Genomic DNA, 18659 nt, shown 5'->3' with positions numbered 1-18659 from the left:
GCGGGAGCGTGCAGCGCATAGCGGAGGGCGGCTCGCATTCCCCCGTTGACCCGGACGGGTATTGAGGCGCACCACAGGCCAATGGAGCGACGTGGCGGCGCAGGCACGGCCCGCCGCTCAAGCCCGATACCCGGAGTTCTGCACCCATGACCGTCCAGCCGAATTCGATCGAGGGACGCGATATCGCGTTCCATCTCCACAGCTACACCAATGCCCGCAAGCACGAGGCCAACGGGGCGATCGTCATGGAATCGGGCGAGGGGGTGCATGTCACCGACACCGACGGCAATCGCTATATCGAGGCGATGTCGGGGCTCTGGTCGGTGGCCGTCGGCTTCGGTGAACAGCGCCTGGTGGATGCCGCCGCGCGGCAGATGCAGAAGCTGAACTACTACCACACCTTCACCCACAAATCGCACGGCCCGGCCATCGAGCTGGCCGAGAAGCTGGTGGGCATGGCGCCCGTGCCGATGTCGAAGGCGTATTTCACCAATTCCGGCTCCGAAGCCAACGACACGATGATGAAGCTGGTGCGCTACCGCTCCAACGCGCTCGGCCAGCCGCAGAAGAAGAAGATCATCAGCCGGACCCGTGGGTATCACGGCGTGACGCTGGCCTCGGCGAGCCTGACCGGCCTGCCGAACAATCATCGCGCCTTCGACCTGCCGATGCCGGGCGTCCTGCACACGACCTGCCCGCATTACTGGCGCGAAGGCCGCGACGGCGAGAGCGAGGAGGCTTTCGCGACGCGTTGCGCCGAGGATCTGGACGCGATGATCCAGGCCGAGGGGCCGGACACGGTCGCCGCCTTCATCGCCGAGCCGGTGATGGGCGCGGGCGGCGTCGTGGTGCCGCCGGCGACCTACTGGGAAAAGATCCAGGCGGTGCTGAAGCGCTACGACATCCTGCTCGTCGCCGACGAGGTGATCTGCGGCTTCGGGCGCACCGGCCAGATGTTCGGCAGCCAGACCTATGGCATCGAGCCCGACATCATGACGCTCTCCAAGGCGCTATCGTCGTCCTATCTGCCGATCTCGGCACTGCTGATCAACGAGCGGGTCTATGCGCCGGTGGCGGACCAGTCGTCCGAGATCGGCACCTTCGGCCACGGCTATACGGCGTCCGGGCATCCGGTGGCCGCGGCCGTCGCGCTGGAAAACCTGAAGATCATCGAGGAGCGCGATCTCGTCGCCAATGCGCGCGAGATGGGCGAGCTCATGCAGGCCGGTTTGCGCACGCTCGCCGATCATCCGCTGGTCGGCGAAGTGCGCGGCGTCGGGCTGATCGCCGCGATCGAACTCGTCACCGACAAGGCCGCCAAGCTCTCCGCCCAGCCGCCGGGAGACCTTGCCGCGCGCGGCTTCGCCATCATGCAGAAGAACGGCGTCATTTCCCGCGCCATGGGCGACGCGCTGGCCTTCTGCCCGCCGTTGATCGTCGAGAAGCAGCATATCGACACCATCGTCGAGACCACCGCGCGCAGCCTCGACGAACTGCAGGCGAGCCTCTGAAGGCAGGGCCTCGCACGTCACGACGGTCAACCCCGCATCCGATCGGTGCGGGGCCGCCTGCGTCTGCGCTTGTGTCAGGCGGCGCCGGCCGGGGGCTGCGAACGGCGCAACAGGTCGGCCAGCGCCTCGAAGTCGCGGCGGCGGGCGGTCGATGGGCGGAAGGCAAGGGCGATGGTGCGGTAGGGCGTCGGCGCCTCGAAGGGCAGGATGGCGATGCCGCCGCTGCGGGTCTCGTCGGGAATCGCCATCTCGGGAATCAGCGTCGCTCCCAGGCCGCCCGACACCATGCGCAGGATCGTCGTCAGGCTGGTGGCGCCGAGGCCGGCCATCTCACCGGCATCGGCGATGCGGCAGATGTCCAGCGCCTGGGCGCGCAGACAATGGCCTTCCTCGAGGAGAATCAGTCGCTCGTTGCGCAGCGCCGACAGGGGCACGGGCTGCGGCAGGCGCGAAGCCTCGGCGGCCGGCAGGGCCAGGTAGAAGCGATCCTCGAACAGCGCGATCGATTCGAGCAGCGGGTCGTCCAGCGGCAGCGCGACGACGGCGCAGTCGATCTCGCCGACCGCCAGATCCGCGACCAGCCGGTCGGTGACGCTCTCGCGAATCTCGCATACGAGGCTCGGATATTCGCTCGCCAGCGCCTGCAGGAAGGTCGGCAGCACGTAAGGGGCGACCGAGGCGATCATGCCGAGGCGCAGTCGGCGCGACAGCAGCGTCTCGCCGCTGGTCGCAAGGCTTTCCAGCTCCTGCATCTCGGCGAGGATGCGCCGTACCCGGGCGCCGATGAGCGCGCCGTCGCTGGTCAGGGTGACGCCGGAGGATGCGCGCTGGAACAGCGGTCCGCCGAAGAACTCCTCCATCTGGGCGATCTGCGCCGAGAGGGCGGGCTGGCTGATATTGAGGCGCTTGGCGGCCTGCCCGAAATGCAAGGTTTCGCTGAGCGTACTGAAATAGCGGAGCTGTCGGATGGTGAGCATGCGCGATAGGATAAACTGATTGGCGTCGCATGGAAATACGATTGGAGATTATGGGGCGCATCCCTATTATCGGTCTGGAAGAATTCCAAACACGGCGAAGGGAGGCCACACATGGCTGATCGCGAGAGACTGACGACAACGGCTGGCGCGCCGGTGTCCAGCAACCAGAACTCCAAGACGGTCGGACCGCGCGGTCCGGTGCTGCTCGAGGACTTCCAGCTGATCGAGAAGCTGGCGCATCAGAACCGCGAGCGCGTTCCCGAGCGCGTGGTCCACGCCAAGGGCTGGGGCGCCTTCGGTTCGCTGACGGTGACTGAGGACATCACCAAATACAGCCGCGCCAAGGTGTTCCGTCCGGGCTCCAAGACCGACATGCTGGCCCGCTTCTCGACCGTTGCCGGCGAGCAGGGCGCGGCCGATGCCGAGCGCGACGTGCGCGGCTTCGCGCTGAAGTTCTACACCGAGGAAGGCAACTGGGACCTCGTCGGCAACAACACCCCGGTGTTCTTCGTCGCCGACCCGTACAAGTTCCCGGACTTCATCCATACGCAGAAGCGCCATCCGCGCACCAATCTGCGTTCGGCGACCGCCATGTGGGACTTCTGGTCGCTCTGCCCGGAATCGCTGCACCAGGTGACGATCCTGATGTCCGACCGCGGCATCCCGACCGACCCGAGCCGCATGAACGGCTACGGCAGCCACACCTTCTCGCTGTGGAACGACCAGGGCGAGCGCTTCTGGGTGAAGTTCCACTTCAAGACCCAGCAGGGCCATGAGCACTTCGTCAATGAAGAGGCCGAGAAGGTCATCGCCAAGTCGCGCGAGAGCTACCAGGAAGCCCTCTACGGCATGATCGAGGACGGCCGCTTCCCGAAGTGGACCATGTACATCCAGGTCATGCCCGAGGGTGAAGAGGTCCAGTTCGAGGAGAAGACCGGCTGGAGCGCCTTCGACCTGACCAAGGTCTGGCCGCATGGCATGTACCCGCTGATCAAGGTCGGCGAGATGGAGCTGAACCGCAATCCGGAGAACTATTTCTCCGATATCGAGCAGTCGGCCTTCAACCCATCCAACGTCGTCCCGGGCATCGGCTTCTCGCCGGACAAGATGCTGCAGGGTCGCCTGTTCTCCTATCCGGACGCGCATCGCTACCGGATCGGCACGCATTACGATGCGCTGCCGGTGAACAAGCCGAAGAGCCCGGTGCATCACTATCACCGCGACGGCGAGATGCCGTTCGGCATGCGCACCAACCCGGACGCCTATTACGAGCCGAACAGCTTCGGCGGTCCGGTCGAGGATCCGAGCGTCGAGGAGCCGCCGCATCGCTACAGCGGTCAGGTGGGTCGCTACGACTTCCGTGGCGAGGCCGACCATTACAGCCAGCCGCGGGCGCTGTTCGAGATGTTCGACGCCGGTCAGCGTGAGCGTCTGTGCGCCAACATCGCCGGTGCGATGCAGGGCGTGCCGCAGTTCATCGTTGATCGCCAGCTGGCGCATTTCGACAAGGTGCATGCCGAGTACGGCGCAGGCGTCCGCAAGGCACTCGAAGCGCAGACGCGCGACGACGCCGAGGCGAGCCTCAGCACCAGCCACAGCGCCGCTGCGGAGTAACCGGACGCCATTGTCCGCGACATGAAACGTCGGCGCTACGTGCGCCGGACGGAGAGGGCCGGGAGCGATCCCGGCCCTTTTTGCTTGCGGGGGTGCCGTCGCGTGGTGCAGGACTGCGCTCAATCCGCGAGGCACTGCGACCGAAGACGACCTGTCGACCCGACGGGTCACCGGTCGGCTATTCGGCCTGCGCACGGAACGCCCGGCATCGTCCGGCAAGACACAGCAAGGATACGATCATGCGCCTGGGCGGCAGGATGGCAGCGGCCATCGAGATTCTGGCCGATATCGAGGCACGGCGCCGGCCGGTGGCCGATGCCCTGAAGGACTGGGGGCTATCCCATCGCTTCGCGGGGTCGGGCGACCGGGCGGCCATCGGCAACATCGTCTATGACGTGCTCCGGCGCCGGCGCTCGCTGGCCTGGCGCATGGAAGACGAGACGCCGACGGCCATGGTGTTCGCCGCGATCCTCGACAGCAAGGGCATGGGCGTCAAGGATCTGGCCATCGCCCTGGATGGCGACCGTTTTGCGCCCCAGATGCCGTCGACCGACGATTTCGCCGCCTTCCGCACCCGCGAGCTGAGCGCGGCGCCCGGCGCCGTGCAGGCCGATGTGCCGGACTGGCTGGCCACCCGGCTGGAAGCCGCCTTCGGCGAGGATTGGATCGCGGAGGCCGCGGCCCTGTCCGACCGCCCGCCGCTGGACATGCGCGTCAACACGCTGCGCGCCGATCGCGACAAGGTCGCCAAGGCGCTGACGCCGTTTGCGGCGACCGCCACGGCGCTGGCGCCGCAGGGGCTGCGCGTCCCGCCGATCGCCGGCGACGGACGCCATCCCAATGTGCAGGTGGAAGCCGGTTTCCAGAAGGGCTGGTTCGAGATCCAGGACGAGGGCTCGCAGATCGTCGCGCTTCTGGCGGGGGCAGCCCCCGGCATGCAGGTGCTGGATTTCTGCGCCGGGGCCGGCGGCAAGACGCTGGCACTGGCCGCGTCCATGGAGAATACCGGCCAGATCCACGCCTATGACAGCGATCGCCAGCGGCTGGCGCCGATCCACGACCGGCTGAAGCGGGCCGAGGTCCGCAACGTCCAGGTCCACGCGCCGCGCGACGATATCGGCGAACTGGAGGGCCGCATGGATCTGGTGCTGGTCGATGCGCCCTGCACCGGCACCGGCACATGGCGTCGGCGCCCGGACGCCAAGTGGCGGCTGGCCGAGCGCCAGCTCGACAAGCGGCTGGAAGAGCAGGACGCCGTGCTCGACGCGGCTGCGCGCTTCGTCAAGCCCGGCGGCCGGCTGGTCTACATCACCTGTTCGCTGCTGCCCGAGGAGAACGGGGCCCGCGTCGCCGCCTTCCTGGAACGTGACGCGGGTGCTCAGTTCAAGGTCGCTGATGCCGCGGGACGCTGGGCCGAGGCCCTGCCGGAGGCGCCGAAGGCCTACCATGCCAGCGCGCTCGGCGACGGCACGACGCTGACGCTGACGCCGCGCACCACCGGCACCGACGGCTTCTTCTTCGCGGTCCTGGAGCGTCGCTGATGCGGGGCTATGTGGCTCTGCCGCTGTTCCTCGCTTTGACCGTGGGCGGCGGCGCGCTGGTAGGTGCGGCGACGGCGCCCGGCGAATGGTATCAGGCATTGCAGAAGCCCTGGTTCAATCCGCCGGGCTGGGTCTTCGGACCGGCCTGGGGGATGCTCTACGTCCTGATCGGCATCGCCGGCTGGCGCGTCTGGCACCGGGGTGAGCTGCAGGCCGCGCGGATCTGGTGGGTGCAGCTCGGCCTCAACTTCGTCTGGCCATTCCTGTTCTTCGCCGCGCAGATGCCGGGCCTTGCGCTGGTCGAGATCGTCGCGCTGTTCGCAGCGATCTGCGGCTTCGTCGCCTATACCTGGCGCGAGGATCGCGTCTCGGCCCTTTTGTTCCTGCCCTATGGCGCCTGGGTCGCCTATGCGACGCTTCTCAACGCCGCCATCTGGTGGTTGAACTGAGAAGACCATCGCCGGGCGCCCACGCTCGGAGCACCGGACGGACGGCAGCATGAGCGACTACGACCCGACGAAGATCGACGCCGCGACGGAAGAGCTGGGCGGCGCCCGGGTGCTGTTCGTCATGGCGGCCCCGGCCGAATACGGCCCGGCGCTGCGCCGCCGCATCGCGCCCCTGATGACCGGGGTCGGGCCGATCGAGGCGGCGCTCGGCACCGGCATCGCCCTGCATGCGCTGACACTGGCGGGCCATCGCCCGGACCTCGTGGTCTCGCTCGGCTCGGCCGGCTCGCGCACGCTCGAACAGGGCGAGATCTATCAGGTCTCGTCGGTCGCCTGGCGCGACATCGACGCGTCGCCGCTGGGATTCGCCAGGGGCGTCACGCCGTTTCTGGATCATCCCGTCCATACCGCCTTGCCGACGCCGGTGCCGAGCCTGCCGACGGCGCGGCTGTCGACGGGGTCCGACATCGTCTCGGGTGCGCGCTACGACGCGATCGACGCCGACATGGTGGACATGGAGACCTTTGCGGTGCTGCGCGCCTGCCAGCGCTTCGACGTGAAGCTGGTCGGCCTGCGCGGCATCTCCGACGGGGCGGGGGACCTGCATCACTACGACGACTGGACGACGCTGCTGCATGTCATCGACGAGAAGCTCGCCGATGCCGTCGACCGGCTGGAGATCGCGCTCGACTCGGGACTGCTGGACATCGGTTCGTCGTGACCGCCGCCCGGTCCGGGGATCGGCTTCCCCGAAGCCGGGCGACGATCGACGGGATCAGGCGGCTTTCTTGTTGACCTTGACCTCGGCGAGCTTCGACAGCTTCTCGTCGGTCGCCTTTTCCTGTTTCAGGGTTTCCTGCAGCTTTGCGACGGCTTCCTTGTGGCCGAGGATCCCGGCCCATGTGATCAGCGTGCCGTAGCGGGCGATCTCGTAATGCTCGACGGCCTGGGCGGCGGCGACCATCGCGGCGTCGAGGGTTTCGGGATCCTCGACCTCGTCCATCAGCTCGGTCGCCTCGTCGATGATGCCGATGATCGCGTCGCACTTCACGGCGCGCGGCTTCTTGCCGAGGCTCTCGAACACCTCCTCGAGCCGCGTCACCTGCTCCTTGGTCTCTTCCAGATGGGTCTCGAACGCGGCCTTCAGATCCTCGCTCGCCGCCTTCTTCGCCATCTTGGGGAGAACCTTGGCGATCTGTTTCTCGGCATAGTAGATGTCCTGCAGCGTGTGCAGGAAGAGGTCGTCCAGCGATTTGACGCTCATGTCAGTTGCTCCGGATCGCGGCATCAGTACCGCGGCGCCAGAACGGCCCTGCAGGACCGGCGTTCCGCCTGCCGGCGGCGGTAATGCACAGGTGGCTACCGATGCGTCAGCCGCATACGGGCAATGCCGCGCGAGGTGCTGGACATTGCGCCCGTGCTTTTCTAAAGCCTCGCCATGACAGCGCACCCCGACACCGTCCTCATCGTCGACTTCGGCTCCCAGGTCACCCAGCTGATCGCGCGGCGCATCCGCGAAGCCGGCGTCTATTCCGAAATCGTGCCGTTCCAGTCGGCTGCCGAAGGCTTTCGCCGCCTTGCGCCGAAGGCCGTGATCCTGTCGGGATCGCCGGCTTCGGTGACGGACGTCGATGCCCCGACGGCGCCGACGGAAATCCTCGAGGCGGGCGTGCCGGTGCTCGGCATCTGCTACGGCCAGCAGACCATGTGCGCCCAGCTCGGCGGCAATATCGAAGGCGGTCTGCACCGCGAATTCGGCCGCTCCTTCATGGAGGTCAAGAAGGCCTCGCCGCTGTTCGAGGGCATCTGGGCCGAAGGCACCCGCCACCAGGTGTGGATGAGCCACGGCGACCGCGTCACGGCGCTGCCCGAGGGCTTCGAGATCATCGGCCAGTCATCCGGCGCCCCCTTCGCGGCGATCGCCGACGAGGCGCGCCGCTTCTACGGCGTGCAGTTCCACCCCGAAGTGGTTCATACTCCCGACGGCGCCCGGCTTCTGTCGAACTTCGTCCACCGCATCGCCGGACTGTCCGGCGACTGGACCATGGCGGCGTTCCGCGAGCAGGCGGTCGAGGAGATCCGCGCCAAGGTCGGCGACGGCAAGGTCATCTGCGGCCTGTCCGGCGGCGTCGATTCTTCCGTTGCGGCGGTGCTGATCCACGAGGCGATCGGCGACCAGCTGACCTGCATCTTCGTCGATCACGGCCTGTTGCGGATGAACGAGGCGGACGAGGTCGTCGCGATGTTCCGCGACCACTACAACATCCCGCTCGTCCACGTTCAGGCGCAGGACATGTTCATCGACGCGCTGGAAGGCGAGATGGACCCGGAGGTCAAGCGCAAGACCATCGGCCGGCTGTTCATCGAGACCTTCGAGGCGGAGGCCAAGAAGATCGGCGGCGCCGACTTCCTGGCGCAGGGGACCCTCTACCCCGACGTGATCGAGAGCGTCTCCTTCACCGGCGGCCCGTCGGTGACGATCAAGTCGCACCACAATGTCGGCGGCCTGCCGGAGCGCATGAACATGCAGCTCGTCGAGCCGCTGCGCGAATTGTTCAAGGACGAGGTGCGCCTGCTCGGTCAGGAACTCGGCCTGCCGGCGCATTTCGTGGGCCGCCAGCCCTTTCCGGGACCGGGCCTCGCCATTCGCTGCCCGGGCGGCGTGACCCGCGAGAAGCTCGACATCCTGCGCCAGGCCGACGCGATCTATCTCGACGAGATCCGCAAGGCCGGTCTCTACGACGCCATCTGGCAGGCCTTCGCCGTGCTCCTGCCGGTGCAGACCGTCGGCGTGATGGGCGACGGGCGGACCTACGAATTCGTCTGCGCGCTGCGGGCCGTCACTTCGGTCGACGGCATGACGGCAGATTTCTACCATTACGACATGGACTTCCTCGGCAACACCGCGACCCGCATCATCAACGAGGTGCGCGGCATCAACCGGGTGGTCTACGACGTGACCTCGAAGCCGCCGGGCACGATCGAATGGGAATGATGCCGCGCGCCTGACCGGGCCGCGATCGCCCGGGCCGGGCGGAGACCAGCCACAAATGGACGAGAGATGACCGAAGCCAGCGCCGCCGCGACAGGCCGGCCGAGCACCAACACGCTCGGCATGGGCATCATGCTGTTCGGCATCTTCCTGTTCATGGTCAACGACACGCTCGGCAAATGGCTGGTCTCGACCTATTCGGTCGGCCAGGTGCTGCTGATCCGCTCGGTGGCGGCGCTGGTCATCCTGGCTCCGTTCCTCGCGCGCACGGGACTGAAACCCCTCGTGAGCTTGGAGCGTCCCGGCATGCAGGTGCTTCGGGTGGTCTTCGCCACCGTCGAGGTGCTCGCCTTCTACGGCGCCGTCGCCTATCTGCCGCTCGCCGACACCATGGCCTACTGGCTGGCCGCGCCGATCTATGTGGCGGCGCTCTCGCCGATCTTCCTGAAGGAGCGCGTCGGCATAAGGCGGTGGACGGCGATCGTCATCGGCTTCATCGGCGTGCTGGTGGTGCTGCAGCCGTCGCAGGCGAGCCTGACCGCGCCGGCCTTCATCGCCATCGGCGGCAGCCTGACCTTCGCGCTGATGATGATCACCGCACGCAGCCTGCGCGGCACGTCCGACAAGGCGCTGGTCTTCTGGCAGACGGTGGGGGCGCTCGTCGGCGGGGCGATCCTGGCGCCGTTCGGCTGGGTGACGCCGGACCCGGTGGATCTGGGGCTGCTGGCGATCCTCGGCGTCGTGGCGATGGCGGCGCATATGTGCGTGACGCGGGCGTTCAAGCTCGGCGACGCCGCCGACATCGCGCCGCTGCAATACACCATGCTCGTCTGGGCGATCCTGTTCGGCTATCTGGTGTTCGGCGACGTGCCGCGCCTGACCATGCTGTTCGGCGCAGCGATCATCATGGGGGCGGGGCTGTTCATCTTCTTCCGCGAACGCCAGCTCGCTCGAAGGGTAAGCTCGGCCCAGCCGGTGACGCCGGGCTGATCGCCCGGCGGTTCGACGAGACGAGCGGGCCGGTCAGGCCCGCAGGCCGATCAGCCGCAGCGGACCTGCGTGACGCGGTTGGCGTTGTCGGTTTCCATGTTCAGGCGGCCGGAGACGAACTCCTGGGTGACCGGCTGGTTCGGATACAGAACCCGCACGGTCTCGGCACCGGTGGCCGCCTTTGCCGCTTCCACCGTCTCGACATTGGCGATCTCGCCGATGAGATACCGGGCCGCTTCCGGATTACAGCTGCCGATGGCCGGGCCGCCCGGCGCCAGCCGGCCGTTGGTGCCGGCGGTGCCGCCGCCCGGCATCGGCGGCAATGCAGTCCCGCCGCCCATGCGGCCATCCGACTGCGCCCTCAGGCCCGCCGGATCGGGGCGCTCGGTGGTGCAGCCGGCCACCAGTAGCGCGGCGCTCGTCAAAAGGGCGAGGGACATGGGGCGCATCATCGAAAGATCCTTCATCATGGTCTTGCTCGGGCGGCGTGAAGACCGGCCCGATTCTGGTCGATTCGCCGCAACCCTAGGGCAGGCACCGGCAGGGAAGGAAGCGGCAAGGCGGCGAAAACCGCGAAGTCGTCGCCAGGATCGCGTCAGATCGGGACATTTCTGCTAGTCTTCGACCGGCGCGCACGCCGTGCCCGCCGGTCCGTCAGAGGGGAAATTCCACATGGCCATTCTCATCCTCGGCCTGGTCATCTTCCTCGGCGTGCATTCCCTGCGGATCATTGCGGAGCCGACGCGCGACCGGTTGCTGGCGCGGTTTGGCGAGAACCGGTTCAAGGGCATCTACTCGGTGCTGTCGCTCGTCGGGCTGATGCTGATCATCTACGGCTATGGCGCCGCGCGCATGACGACGGTGCCGCTCTACACGCCGCCACCGGGCCTCGGCCATCTCGCGCTGCTCCTGGTGCCGGTGGCCTTCGTCCTCGTCGCCAGCGCCTATCTGCCGACCGGACGGATCAAGACGGCGGTCCGGCACCCGATGGTGCTGGGCGTCGGCCTGTGGGCGCTGGGGCATCTTCTGGCCAATGGCACGGTTGCCGACGTGGTGCTCTTCGGCAGTTTCCTGGTCTGGGCGGTCCTCGACTATGCCAGCGCAATCCGCCGCCCGGTCCCGGCATCGGCGGGGCGAGCGCCCGGCCTGCGCGGCGATCTCCTGGCGGTCGTCGTCGGTCTCGGCCTCGCGGCGGCGTTCATCCTGTGGCTGCATCGCTGGTTCTTCGGCGTCGCGCCGATCGCTTAGCGGTTCATCAAGGCGCGCACGCCCTTTCACCTGCGGCAAAAATCGTTAGAAGACCCCAAGTGTTCTTGCGTGCCGGGCCGATGGTCCCGGCCACGGCCGGTTTTCGAAGAGTGGATGGATGAGCGACGACAGTTTCTTTCGCGAAGTCAGCGAAGAGCTTCGCCAGGACAGGGTGAAAGCCATCTGGACGCGGTTCGGGACCTATATCCTGGCCGCGGTCATTCTGGTGGTCGTCATCACCGCGGCCGTCGTCGGCTGGGACCGGTACCAGACCGCCCAGGCCAACGCCTCGGGCGATGCCTATCTGGCCGCGCTGCAGCTGGCGCGTGACGGCAAGCCCGACGAGGCCATCACCGCGCTCGAAGCCCTGGCGGCCGACAGCTACGGCGCCTATCCGGACCTTGCCCGCATGAGCATCGGCGGCGTCTATCAGGCGCAGGGCAAGTTCGACGAGGCGGTCGCCGCCTTCGACAAGGTGGCGGCGGATGCCGGCGCGCCCGATGCGCTGCGCGACATGGCCGCCGTGCGCGCCGCCTATGTGCTGGTCGACCACGGTGCGCTCAGCGATGTGCGCAGCCGTGTCGAGCGGCTGACCGGCGACAGCGAGGCCTTGCGCTTTCCGGCCCGCGAAGCCGTGGCGCTGGCCGCCTGGAAGGCCGAGGACACGGAAACCGCGACGACGCTGTTCCAGCAGCTGGTCGACGATCCCGGCGCGCCGAACGGCATCATCAGCCGGGCCCGGCTGATGCTCGACCTGATCGCCGCCGGCAAGCCGATGCCCGAGGGCACCGTGATGCCGGAGGAGATCGGTACTGCGACCGGGCCGGCAACGGACGCCGCTCCGGCGGACGCGGCCGCGCCCGTCGCGGGCGGTGAAACGACCGCCCGGGAGGCCACGCCTGCGGCGCCGGCGACCGAGGCACCGGCCGCTGCCAGCGACGGAGCAGATCTCGATGGCGCAGCCACCGAGGGTGCAGCGACCGAGGCTCCGGCGAGCCCGAATGCGGCCACCGGCGAAGCGCCGGCTGCGCCTGCCGCCGATGCGGCGCTGCCCGAGGGGGCTGCCGCGCCGAGCGTCGCCGTTCCGACGACCGGGCTCGGCATCGCCGATCCCGCGGCCGCCCCCGAGGCTGCCGCCCCGGAGCAGGCCGAGCCGACCACGACCGACGCGCCTGATGAAGGCACGCCGGCCGCTCCGGCGCCTGCCGGCGCCGACTGAACCGCTGCGGCGTCGTCGCCTGCGGCCGGGTTCACCCGGTCCGGACGTCGCCGCAAACCGATCGGATCGGGGCAGAGCTCGCACGTGACACACGGCCGGCGCCCCGATCGCAACCGGCCCCGGCTTCGTACCGGTGTGCCCCATCGCTCCGGAGGAGCGCGGAGACCGTCATGGTCACCATCGCCATTATCGGCCGACCCAATGTCGGCAAGTCCACCCTGTTCAACCGCCTCGTCGGCAAGCGTCTGGCGCTGGTCGACGACCGGCCGGGCGTGACCCGCGACCGCCGCACCGGCGACGCGACGCTGCTCGACCTCGACTTCGAGGTGGTCGATACGGCCGGCCTGGAAGAAGCCGGCGCCGACACGCTGGAAGGCCGGATGCGCACCCAGACCGAGACGGCAATCGCCTCGGCCGACCTGTGCCTGTTCATGATCGACGTGAAGGCCGGCGTGATGCCGCAGGACAGGGCCTTCGTCGAGATCATGCGCCGCACCGCCGGCAAGGTGATCCTCGTCGCCAACAAGTCGGAAGCCCGCGGGGCGGAAGCCGGCATGCTCGACGCCTTCGAGCTGGGTCTGGGTGAGCCGATCGGCATCTCCGCCGAGCATGGCGTCGGCATGGGCGAATTGCGCGATGCCATCCTCGAGGCGCTGGGCGAAGAGACCTTCGCCGACGACACGCCGGAGCCCGAGGAAGCGCTGGTGGACGTGCCGGTGGAGGACGACGAGGTCGAGCCCGTCTACGACGCCACCAAGCCGCTACGGATCGCCATCGTCGGCCGCCCGAATGCCGGCAAGTCGACGCTGATCAACCGGTTCCTCGGCGAGGACCGGATGTTGACCGGCCCGGAGGCCGGCATCACCCGCGACTCCATCGCCAGCGAATGGGAATGGCGCGGCCGCACGATCAAGGTCTTCGACACGGCCGGCATGCGCCGCAAGGCGAAGGTCCAGGAAAAGCTGGAGAAGCTGTCGGTGGCCGACGGCCTGCGCGCGATCAAGTTCGCCGAGGTGGTGGTGGTCGTCTTCGACGCGACGATCCCCTTCGAGCGTCAGGACATGTCGATCGTCGACCTGGTCATGCGCGAAGGCCGGGCGCCGGTCATCGCTTTCAACAAATGGGATATGATCGAGGACCGACAGGAGGTGCTGGCCGATCTGCGCGAGAAGACCGACCGGCTGCTGCCGCAGGCGCGGGGCATCCGTGCCATCACGGTGTCGGGTGAAACCGGCGAGGGCGTCGAGCGGCTGATGAAGGCCATCGTCGATACCCACGAGGTCTGGAACAAGCGGATCTCGACGGCCAAGCTGAATCAGTGGCTCGACCGTATGGTTACCAGACATTCTCCGCCGGCCGTCGCGGGACGCCGGATCAACATAAAATACATGACCCAGGTCAAATCGCGTCCGCCGACGTTCATGATCTCCACGAGCCGCCCGGATGCGCTGAACGCGTCGTATACGCGCTATCTTATCAATGGGTTACGCGAAAGCTTCGGGCTTTTCGCCGTGCCGATCCGCCTCGGTCTGCGCAAGCCGGACAATCCCTACGCCGGAAAACGCAAGCGTCCGTCTTGAAATCGCCATCGTCTGTTAACCAAGAAACAAGGTTAATGGGGGACGTTGGGTGACGCCCGTTATATGACGCAGGCTTGATGGGGGAATGATGACGGCTGTTGAACAGCACGCGGGGACACGCCTGCAGAAACTGTCGAAGGCTCGGGCGGCCAAGGCCGTGGTTCTGGCCACTGGCTGTTTCGCTTCCCTCGCGATGGTGACCAGCCCGGTCGCCCGTCAGGACATGACCAGCCTTCTCGGCGGTTCCGGTCATGCAAACCAGTGGAGGGCCTATTTCGTTCCATCGAAAATCGGCACCACGGAAACGGCGGCCATCGCGTTCGCCGGATCCGATCTGCGCGAGCCGATCCCGGCCGGGCTGAAGCTGCCCGAGGGCCTGGAAGCCGTCGCCGCGCCGCGGATCGAGGCGGCGATCGTCAAGCCCGAGGAAACCCGGATCATGCGCGAGGACAAGGGCGCCCGCGTCCTGTCGCTCGTTCCGGCCAGCAACCTGCCGCCGCGCGGCTTCTCCGCCGGTTCGATCCTCGAGCGCCAGTCGCTGCTCGGATCGCGCGTCGTCGGTGGCCAGGAGCGCATCCGCACCGCCTTCTCCAAGGTCACCCAGACGACCAAGGAGGCGATCACCGTCGCCATGAACTTCCAGCTTCAGGGCCCGCCGAAGATTCCGGGCGCCAAGACCCTGACGCCGAACGACAAGATCATGCTGGCCTCGCTGAAGCCCTCGGCCGGCGACACCAATGCCCTCGGCTACGCACCGTCGACGGGCAGCGCTCGGACTTCCTCGCTGTTCGAGACGATCCTCAAGGATACGCCGGAAGCCTTCATTCCGCCGATCGGCGACAAGGACCATGCCTGGGCGGCGACGCCGCTGCCGGCGGAGACCATGTCGAAGAAGGAGCAGAGCTGCCTGGCCAATGGCCTCTATTTCGAGGCGCGCGGCGAGAGCACCATGGGGCAGGCCGCCGTGGCGCAGGTCATCCTCAACCGCGTCCGCAACCCGGCCTTCCCGAACACGATCTGCGGCGTCGTCTACCAGAACAAGAACTGGCGCAATCGCTGCCAGTTCTCCTTTGCCTGCGACGGCGCGCGCGACCGCGTGTCCGACAGCGGCTCCTGGGCCAAGGCCAAGCGCATCGCCGAACAGGTGACCCGCGGCGAGATCTGGATCAACGAGGTCGGCTCCGCGACCCATTACCACGCCAATTACGTCCGCCCGCGCTGGGCCGGCGCGATGGAGCGGGTCGACAAGATCGGCAAGCACATCTTCTACCGCACCTTCAACGGCGGCTGGTAAGCGACAGGGCCTTCGCAAAGGCCTGTTTGCCGCGCCGTCCATGACCGCGGTCCTGCGCCGGCGGATCGTCTCCGCGGCGAGGTTTTCGACCCGAACCATTCCCCTTGGCGAAGCGATGCTGTAGAGCGCCGTTAAGACAGCGGTACGGTTCGGGGAAGACATCATGGCTCAGAACAGCAAGCGACTTCTGGAAATGCTGAGCGCGCAGCCGGTGGTTCCGGTGGTCGCCGTGGAATCCGCCGCCGAGGGCGTCGCGCTGGCCCGTGCGCTGGCCGCCGGCGGCCTGAAGGCGATCGAGGTGACCCTGCGCACCCCGGCCGCGCTGGAAGCGATCATGGCGATCGCCAGCGAGGTCCCGGAGACGCTGTGCGGCGCCGGCACCGTTCTCACCCCCCGCCAGTTCGACCGCGCCACCAAGGCCGGCGCGCAGTTCATCGTGTCGCCGGGGGCGACGATGGAACTGCTCGACGCTGCGCGCTCGTCCGAAGCGCCGATGCTGCCGGGATCGGCGACGCCGAGCGAGCTGATGGCGATGCTGGAGGAGGGCTACGAGGTGCTGAAGTTCTTCCCGGCCGAACAGATCGGCGGGGCGGCGTTCCTCAAGTCGATTTCGCCGGTGTTTCCGAGCTTGCGCTTCTGCCCGACCGGCGGCATCTCGATGAAGAATGTCCGCGACTATCTGGCCCTGCCGAACGTCATCTGTGTCGGCGGTTCCTGGGTCGCGCCGAAGGCTGCGGTCGAGGCCGGCGACTGGGACGCGATCACCGCACTCGCCCGCGAGGCCGTCGCCCTGCGCAGCTAGCGCTTGCGCCGTTGCCGCGTCAGGCAGCCTCTGCAAGGCGGGGCACGGCCCCGGCCCATCGAGCCGCAGGCTTCGCGTCGATGATCGCACGGGACCGCGGCAAACCATCTTGACGCGGCTGCGTCCGGCGAGCATTGTCCCGCCTGCGCGGGCGTAGTTCAGTGGTAGAACGCAAGCTTCCCAAGCTTGATGTCGTGGGTTCGACCCCCATCGCCCGCTCCAGCCCCATCAGCGCCTGTCCCGATATCGTTGCTGCCTTGCCGGCTGCTTTTCCGTAGTCGTTTCGGCCGTCGAGCGCATGAAGCGGGTCGCGCGACGCAAGACGCCAGCCGCGAGGGCTGGCGTTTCTGATGTCGGGTGCCTGTCTTGTCGGTTATCTGAACAGGCTGAGGGCGATGTCCGGGGTCGAATTGGCCAGCGACAGGCTCTGCACGGCAAGCTGGCGCTGGGCCTCGAGCGCGCGGTAGCGGGTCGAGGTCTCTTCCATGTCCGCGTCGACCAGCCGCGAGATGCCCTGTTCCAGCGTCTGGGTGACGGTCCGGGTGAATTCCGTCTGCATCTCCAGCCGCTTGCTGATGGCGCCGAGGACGGCAGCCCCGGACACGACGCGCTGCTGCATGGTGTCGACCTGCTGCAGATAGTCCTTGATCGCGTTCGGATTGGCGGCCACGTCCACGTCGAGAATGCCGATCGCGGTGAGGGGCTCGATGTTCACCTGCAGCCCACTGACAACCATGCGTGACTTGGTGCCCGCCTCACGATTGGCTGCGGGATCGAGGCGCAGGACGATATCGCCGGCCGTCTCCTCGATCAGCAGGTCCGGAATGTCGTTCAGATCCGTCAGGATGGCGTGCATGTCCGCGGCCGTGTTCACCCAGCCGTCGTCGGTGCCCAGCACCCGGTCCACGAGATCGCGGTCGATCCGATAAGACCGCGAAACGCTGTTGGCGGTCAGCGAGTACGAGACCTCGACGTCCCGGTAGATGCGGAAGGGCTGGAAATCCATCGTGACAGTCGAGGCGCGTTCGCCATAGATCGTCGCGACGTTTCCAAGGCCGCCCGTGCCGGAGGCGGTGGTGGCGAAATCCTTGATGGCGAAGGAAGAGCCCGGCATGCCGGTATTCTCTTGGTTGGTGAATTTTATTTCGTCCTCGACCACTTCGACTCTGTAGGGGTTGTAGAGCCGTTGATAGACGTAACTGACAGAGACCTCGTTTCCTGTAATCGCCGCGTCGAGGACACGGATCATCTCGTGGTAGTCGGCAATCACCCCATCGCCGCGGCCGAGGGTCGCATCCACGAGGGCCCGGTCGATGGAAACCGGAATGTCCAAGCCATCATCGTAGGTACCCGGCAGGCCTGCAGTGGAGTCATCCTCGGCGTCGACCGTCATGGTGAACGTCATTGTGTCGGTCATTCCGAAGGTGATCGACGCAGGAAAAGTAAACTGATGGCTGACCAATCCCGTAGTGTTGGATGGGGAATAGGACGGCGGATAGACGGCGGCGATCGAACGCAAGCCACCAATATTCCTGGGGCTGCGGGGATCGGGCTGCAGCATGCCGCCGCCATCGACGTTGAACAGGGACGTCTTCTGCAGATCGACGCCGATCGTGCCGACCGACAGTCCCGACGTGCTGGATCGCGACAGCGAGGCGACCAGCATGGTCGAGCGGCGGTCCACGGGCGTCTCGTAGATGTCGGGCACGTTGGTCTGGAGCCAGTTCTGGCCCGAGAAGCTGGCGGCCTGGGAGGTGGCGACGATCGCGGCCTGAAGCTGGCTGATCTCGGCCTGCACCTTCTGGCGGTCGACGCCGGGCTCCATGGCGACCACCAGCCGCTCCTTGATGTCGGCCAGCATGTCGCCGGCCTGCACCATTGACGTGTAGGCGACGTCGGTCGTGGCCGAGCCGAGGCCCAGCGCGTCGGCGACCGCACCGAGCGCCTTGACGTCGGAGCGCATGCCGGTCGCGATCGACCAGTAGGACGCGTTGTCGGCGGCCGAGCCGACCCGGTAGCCCGTGGCCATCGCGGTCTGATTTGCGTCCGATGCAGATTGCAGCGAACGCACGTTGGCAAGCGCCGTCATCGCGGTGCCGTTGGTCCGTATACTGATCATGTGGAGGGCCTCGTAAGGCGGGCTTAGTTATGTTTAACGATATAGGTTCCGGTTGCTTAACAGAGCCTTATCGCCATCAGGAGTGGTGTTCGCGGAATGCATGGCCGGCTATCGCTCGACGCGAGAGCGCGTCACGCCGGGGGGTCGGGCCGGGGCCGCAGGGCGTCTCGGCGGCAGTGCGCAGCGGGAGATGCGGAGGGGGCTGATCAGGGCGCGCGACACTGTGCGTCTGACCGGGATCGTGCTCCGGCTTTGGCCCGCCAGCGTGATTCAGACGGGCCGACCACGCCGGGTCGTTAGCGCGCCTGGATGGGGGCACGGGA

Annotated in this window: 16 protein-coding genes and 1 tRNA gene; 13 read left to right on the top strand and 4 right to left on the bottom strand. The window is 67.3% G+C overall.

Annotation, left to right across the window (positions count from 1 at the left end; genetic code table 11):
- Positions 1 to 146: 146 nt before the first annotated feature.
- Positions 147 to 1511: an aspartate aminotransferase family protein gene (locus tag H9Q09_RS06735; RefSeq protein WP_187390421.1), complete on the top strand. Its 1365-nt coding sequence runs from the start codon at positions 147 to 149 to the stop codon at positions 1509 to 1511.
- Positions 1512 to 1585: 74 nt separating this feature from the next.
- On the opposite strand, the gene H9Q09_RS06730 is transcribed toward H9Q09_RS06735, so the two are convergent.
- Complete coding sequence (locus H9Q09_RS06730; RefSeq protein ID WP_024349127.1) at positions 1586 to 2488, bottom strand: hydrogen peroxide-inducible genes activator; 903 nt, start codon at positions 2486 to 2488, stop codon at positions 1586 to 1588.
- A 111-nt stretch (positions 2489 to 2599) separates the two neighbouring features.
- Between H9Q09_RS06730 and H9Q09_RS06725 the strand changes: the two genes are divergently transcribed.
- The 4 genes from H9Q09_RS06725 (at position 2600) to H9Q09_RS06710 (ending at position 6813) form a co-directional block, all read left to right on the top strand.
- Positions 2600 to 4102, top strand: a complete 1503-nt coding sequence (locus tag H9Q09_RS06725; protein ID WP_187390420.1) for a catalase — start codon at positions 2600 to 2602, stop codon at positions 4100 to 4102.
- Between the two features lie 239 nt (positions 4103 to 4341).
- Positions 4342 to 5643 (top strand): RsmB/NOP family class I SAM-dependent RNA methyltransferase, encoded by a 1302-nt coding sequence (locus H9Q09_RS06720; RefSeq protein WP_187390419.1) that lies wholly within the window; start codon positions 4342 to 4344, stop codon positions 5641 to 5643.
- On the top strand, positions 5643 to 6092 hold the full coding sequence (locus tag H9Q09_RS06715; protein WP_024349124.1) for a TspO/MBR family protein: 450 nt from the start codon (positions 5643 to 5645) through the stop codon (positions 6090 to 6092). The genes H9Q09_RS06720 and H9Q09_RS06715 overlap by 1 nt, the downstream gene beginning before the upstream one ends.
- Positions 6093 to 6141: 49 nt before the next feature.
- Entirely contained in the window at positions 6142 to 6813 is a 672-nt protein-coding gene (locus H9Q09_RS06710; RefSeq protein ID WP_187390418.1) for a 5'-methylthioadenosine/S-adenosylhomocysteine nucleosidase, read from the top strand.
- A 54-nt stretch (positions 6814 to 6867) separates the two neighbouring features.
- On the opposite strand, the gene H9Q09_RS06705 is transcribed toward H9Q09_RS06710, so the two are convergent.
- Complete coding sequence (locus tag H9Q09_RS06705; protein WP_246716031.1) at positions 6868 to 7356, bottom strand: ferritin-like domain-containing protein; 489 nt, start codon at positions 7354 to 7356, stop codon at positions 6868 to 6870.
- A gap of 174 nt (positions 7357 to 7530) precedes the next feature.
- Between H9Q09_RS06705 and guaA the strand changes: the two genes are divergently transcribed.
- Together guaA and H9Q09_RS06695 are read left to right on the top strand one after the other, a co-directional pair.
- Positions 7531 to 9087, top strand: coding sequence for a glutamine-hydrolyzing GMP synthase (guaA, locus tag H9Q09_RS06700; protein ID WP_187390416.1), 1557 nt, complete (start codon positions 7531 to 7533; stop codon positions 9085 to 9087).
- A gap of 66 nt (positions 9088 to 9153) precedes the next feature.
- Positions 9154 to 10074, top strand: a complete 921-nt coding sequence (locus tag H9Q09_RS06695; protein ID WP_187390415.1) for a DMT family transporter — start codon at positions 9154 to 9156, stop codon at positions 10072 to 10074.
- A gap of 50 nt (positions 10075 to 10124) precedes the next feature.
- On the opposite strand, the gene H9Q09_RS06690 is transcribed toward H9Q09_RS06695, so the two are convergent.
- A complete protein-coding gene (locus H9Q09_RS06690) occupies positions 10125 to 10526 on the bottom strand; it encodes an I78 family peptidase inhibitor (protein ID WP_187390414.1) in 402 nt (133 codons plus the stop codon).
- A 220-nt stretch (positions 10527 to 10746) separates the two neighbouring features.
- Here H9Q09_RS06690 and H9Q09_RS06685 point away from each other — a divergent pair, with 220 nt between their 5' ends.
- The 6 genes from H9Q09_RS06685 to H9Q09_RS06660 all read left to right on the top strand — a co-directional run bounded on the left by H9Q09_RS06685 (position 10747) and on the right by H9Q09_RS06660 (position 16439).
- On the top strand, positions 10747 to 11322 hold the full coding sequence (locus H9Q09_RS06685; RefSeq protein WP_187390413.1) for an NnrU family protein: 576 nt from the start codon (positions 10747 to 10749) through the stop codon (positions 11320 to 11322).
- A gap of 118 nt (positions 11323 to 11440) precedes the next feature.
- Positions 11441 to 12541, top strand: a complete 1101-nt coding sequence (locus H9Q09_RS22770) for a tetratricopeptide repeat protein (RefSeq protein WP_187390412.1) — start codon at positions 11441 to 11443, stop codon at positions 12539 to 12541.
- A 170-nt stretch (positions 12542 to 12711) separates the two neighbouring features.
- Positions 12712 to 14121, top strand: coding sequence for a ribosome biogenesis GTPase Der (der, locus tag H9Q09_RS06675; RefSeq protein ID WP_187390411.1), 1410 nt, complete (start codon positions 12712 to 12714; stop codon positions 14119 to 14121).
- A gap of 85 nt (positions 14122 to 14206) precedes the next feature.
- Complete coding sequence (locus tag H9Q09_RS06670; protein WP_187390410.1) at positions 14207 to 15415, top strand: cell wall hydrolase; 1209 nt, start codon at positions 14207 to 14209, stop codon at positions 15413 to 15415.
- A 163-nt stretch (positions 15416 to 15578) separates the two neighbouring features.
- The gene (locus H9Q09_RS06665; RefSeq protein WP_009208474.1) at positions 15579 to 16217 is read left to right on the top strand and encodes a 2-dehydro-3-deoxy-phosphogluconate aldolase; all 639 of its coding nucleotides are present in this window, start codon (positions 15579 to 15581) and stop codon (positions 16215 to 16217) included.
- 147 nt (positions 16218 to 16364) lie between these two features.
- Positions 16365 to 16439 (top strand) — tRNA-Gly (locus H9Q09_RS06660).
- 151 nt (positions 16440 to 16590) lie between these two features.
- Here H9Q09_RS06660 and H9Q09_RS06655 read toward each other — a convergent pair.
- Positions 16591 to 18336 carry a flagellin gene (locus H9Q09_RS06655; RefSeq protein ID WP_187390409.1) on the bottom strand — a complete coding sequence of 582 codons (1746 nt, stop codon included), beginning with the start codon at positions 18334 to 18336 and terminating at the stop codon, positions 16591 to 16593.
- Positions 18337 to 18659 lie beyond the last annotated feature (323 nt).

The organism is Aurantimonas sp. DM33-3 (genome assembly GCF_014334315.1).
GTDB lineage: Bacteria > Pseudomonadota > Alphaproteobacteria > Rhizobiales > Rhizobiaceae > Aurantimonas > Aurantimonas coralicida.
The sequence above is the reverse complement of the archived record's forward strand: the minus strand, read 5'-3'. Positions and strand labels throughout refer to the sequence as shown.

Excerpts from the sequence above, each read along its gene's own strand:
- H9Q09_RS06715 (WP_024349124.1), top strand. The coding sequence starts at position 5,643 with ATGCGGGGCTATGTGGCTCTGCCGCTGTTCCTCGCTTTGACCGTGGGC.
- H9Q09_RS06655 (WP_187390409.1), bottom strand. The coding sequence starts at position 18,336 with ATGATCAGTATACGGACCAACGGCACCGCGATGACGGCGCTTGCCAAC.
- H9Q09_RS06695 (WP_187390415.1), top strand. The coding sequence starts at position 9,154 with ATGACCGAAGCCAGCGCCGCCGCGACAGGCCGGCCGAGCACCAACACG.
- H9Q09_RS06665 (WP_009208474.1), top strand. The coding sequence starts at position 15,579 with ATGGCTCAGAACAGCAAGCGACTTCTGGAAATGCTGAGCGCGCAGCCG.
- H9Q09_RS06720 (WP_187390419.1), top strand. The coding sequence starts at position 4,342 with ATGCGCCTGGGCGGCAGGATGGCAGCGGCCATCGAGATTCTGGCCGAT.
- H9Q09_RS22770 (WP_187390412.1), top strand. The coding sequence starts at position 11,441 with ATGAGCGACGACAGTTTCTTTCGCGAAGTCAGCGAAGAGCTTCGCCAG.
- guaA (WP_187390416.1), top strand. The coding sequence starts at position 7,531 with ATGACAGCGCACCCCGACACCGTCCTCATCGTCGACTTCGGCTCCCAG.
- H9Q09_RS06735 (WP_187390421.1), top strand. The coding sequence starts at position 147 with ATGACCGTCCAGCCGAATTCGATCGAGGGACGCGATATCGCGTTCCAT.
- H9Q09_RS06690 (WP_187390414.1), bottom strand. The coding sequence starts at position 10,526 with ATGATGCGCCCCATGTCCCTCGCCCTTTTGACGAGCGCCGCGCTACTG.
- der (WP_187390411.1), top strand. The coding sequence starts at position 12,712 with ATGGTCACCATCGCCATTATCGGCCGACCCAATGTCGGCAAGTCCACC.
- H9Q09_RS06730 (WP_024349127.1), bottom strand. The coding sequence starts at position 2,488 with ATGCTCACCATCCGACAGCTCCGCTATTTCAGTACGCTCAGCGAAACC.
- H9Q09_RS06670 (WP_187390410.1), top strand. The coding sequence starts at position 14,207 with ATGATGACGGCTGTTGAACAGCACGCGGGGACACGCCTGCAGAAACTG.
- H9Q09_RS06710 (WP_187390418.1), top strand. The coding sequence starts at position 6,142 with ATGAGCGACTACGACCCGACGAAGATCGACGCCGCGACGGAAGAGCTG.
- H9Q09_RS06725 (WP_187390420.1), top strand. The coding sequence starts at position 2,600 with ATGGCTGATCGCGAGAGACTGACGACAACGGCTGGCGCGCCGGTGTCC.
- H9Q09_RS06685 (WP_187390413.1), top strand. The coding sequence starts at position 10,747 with ATGGCCATTCTCATCCTCGGCCTGGTCATCTTCCTCGGCGTGCATTCC.
- H9Q09_RS06705 (WP_246716031.1), bottom strand. The coding sequence starts at position 7,356 with ATGAGCGTCAAATCGCTGGACGACCTCTTCCTGCACACGCTGCAGGAC.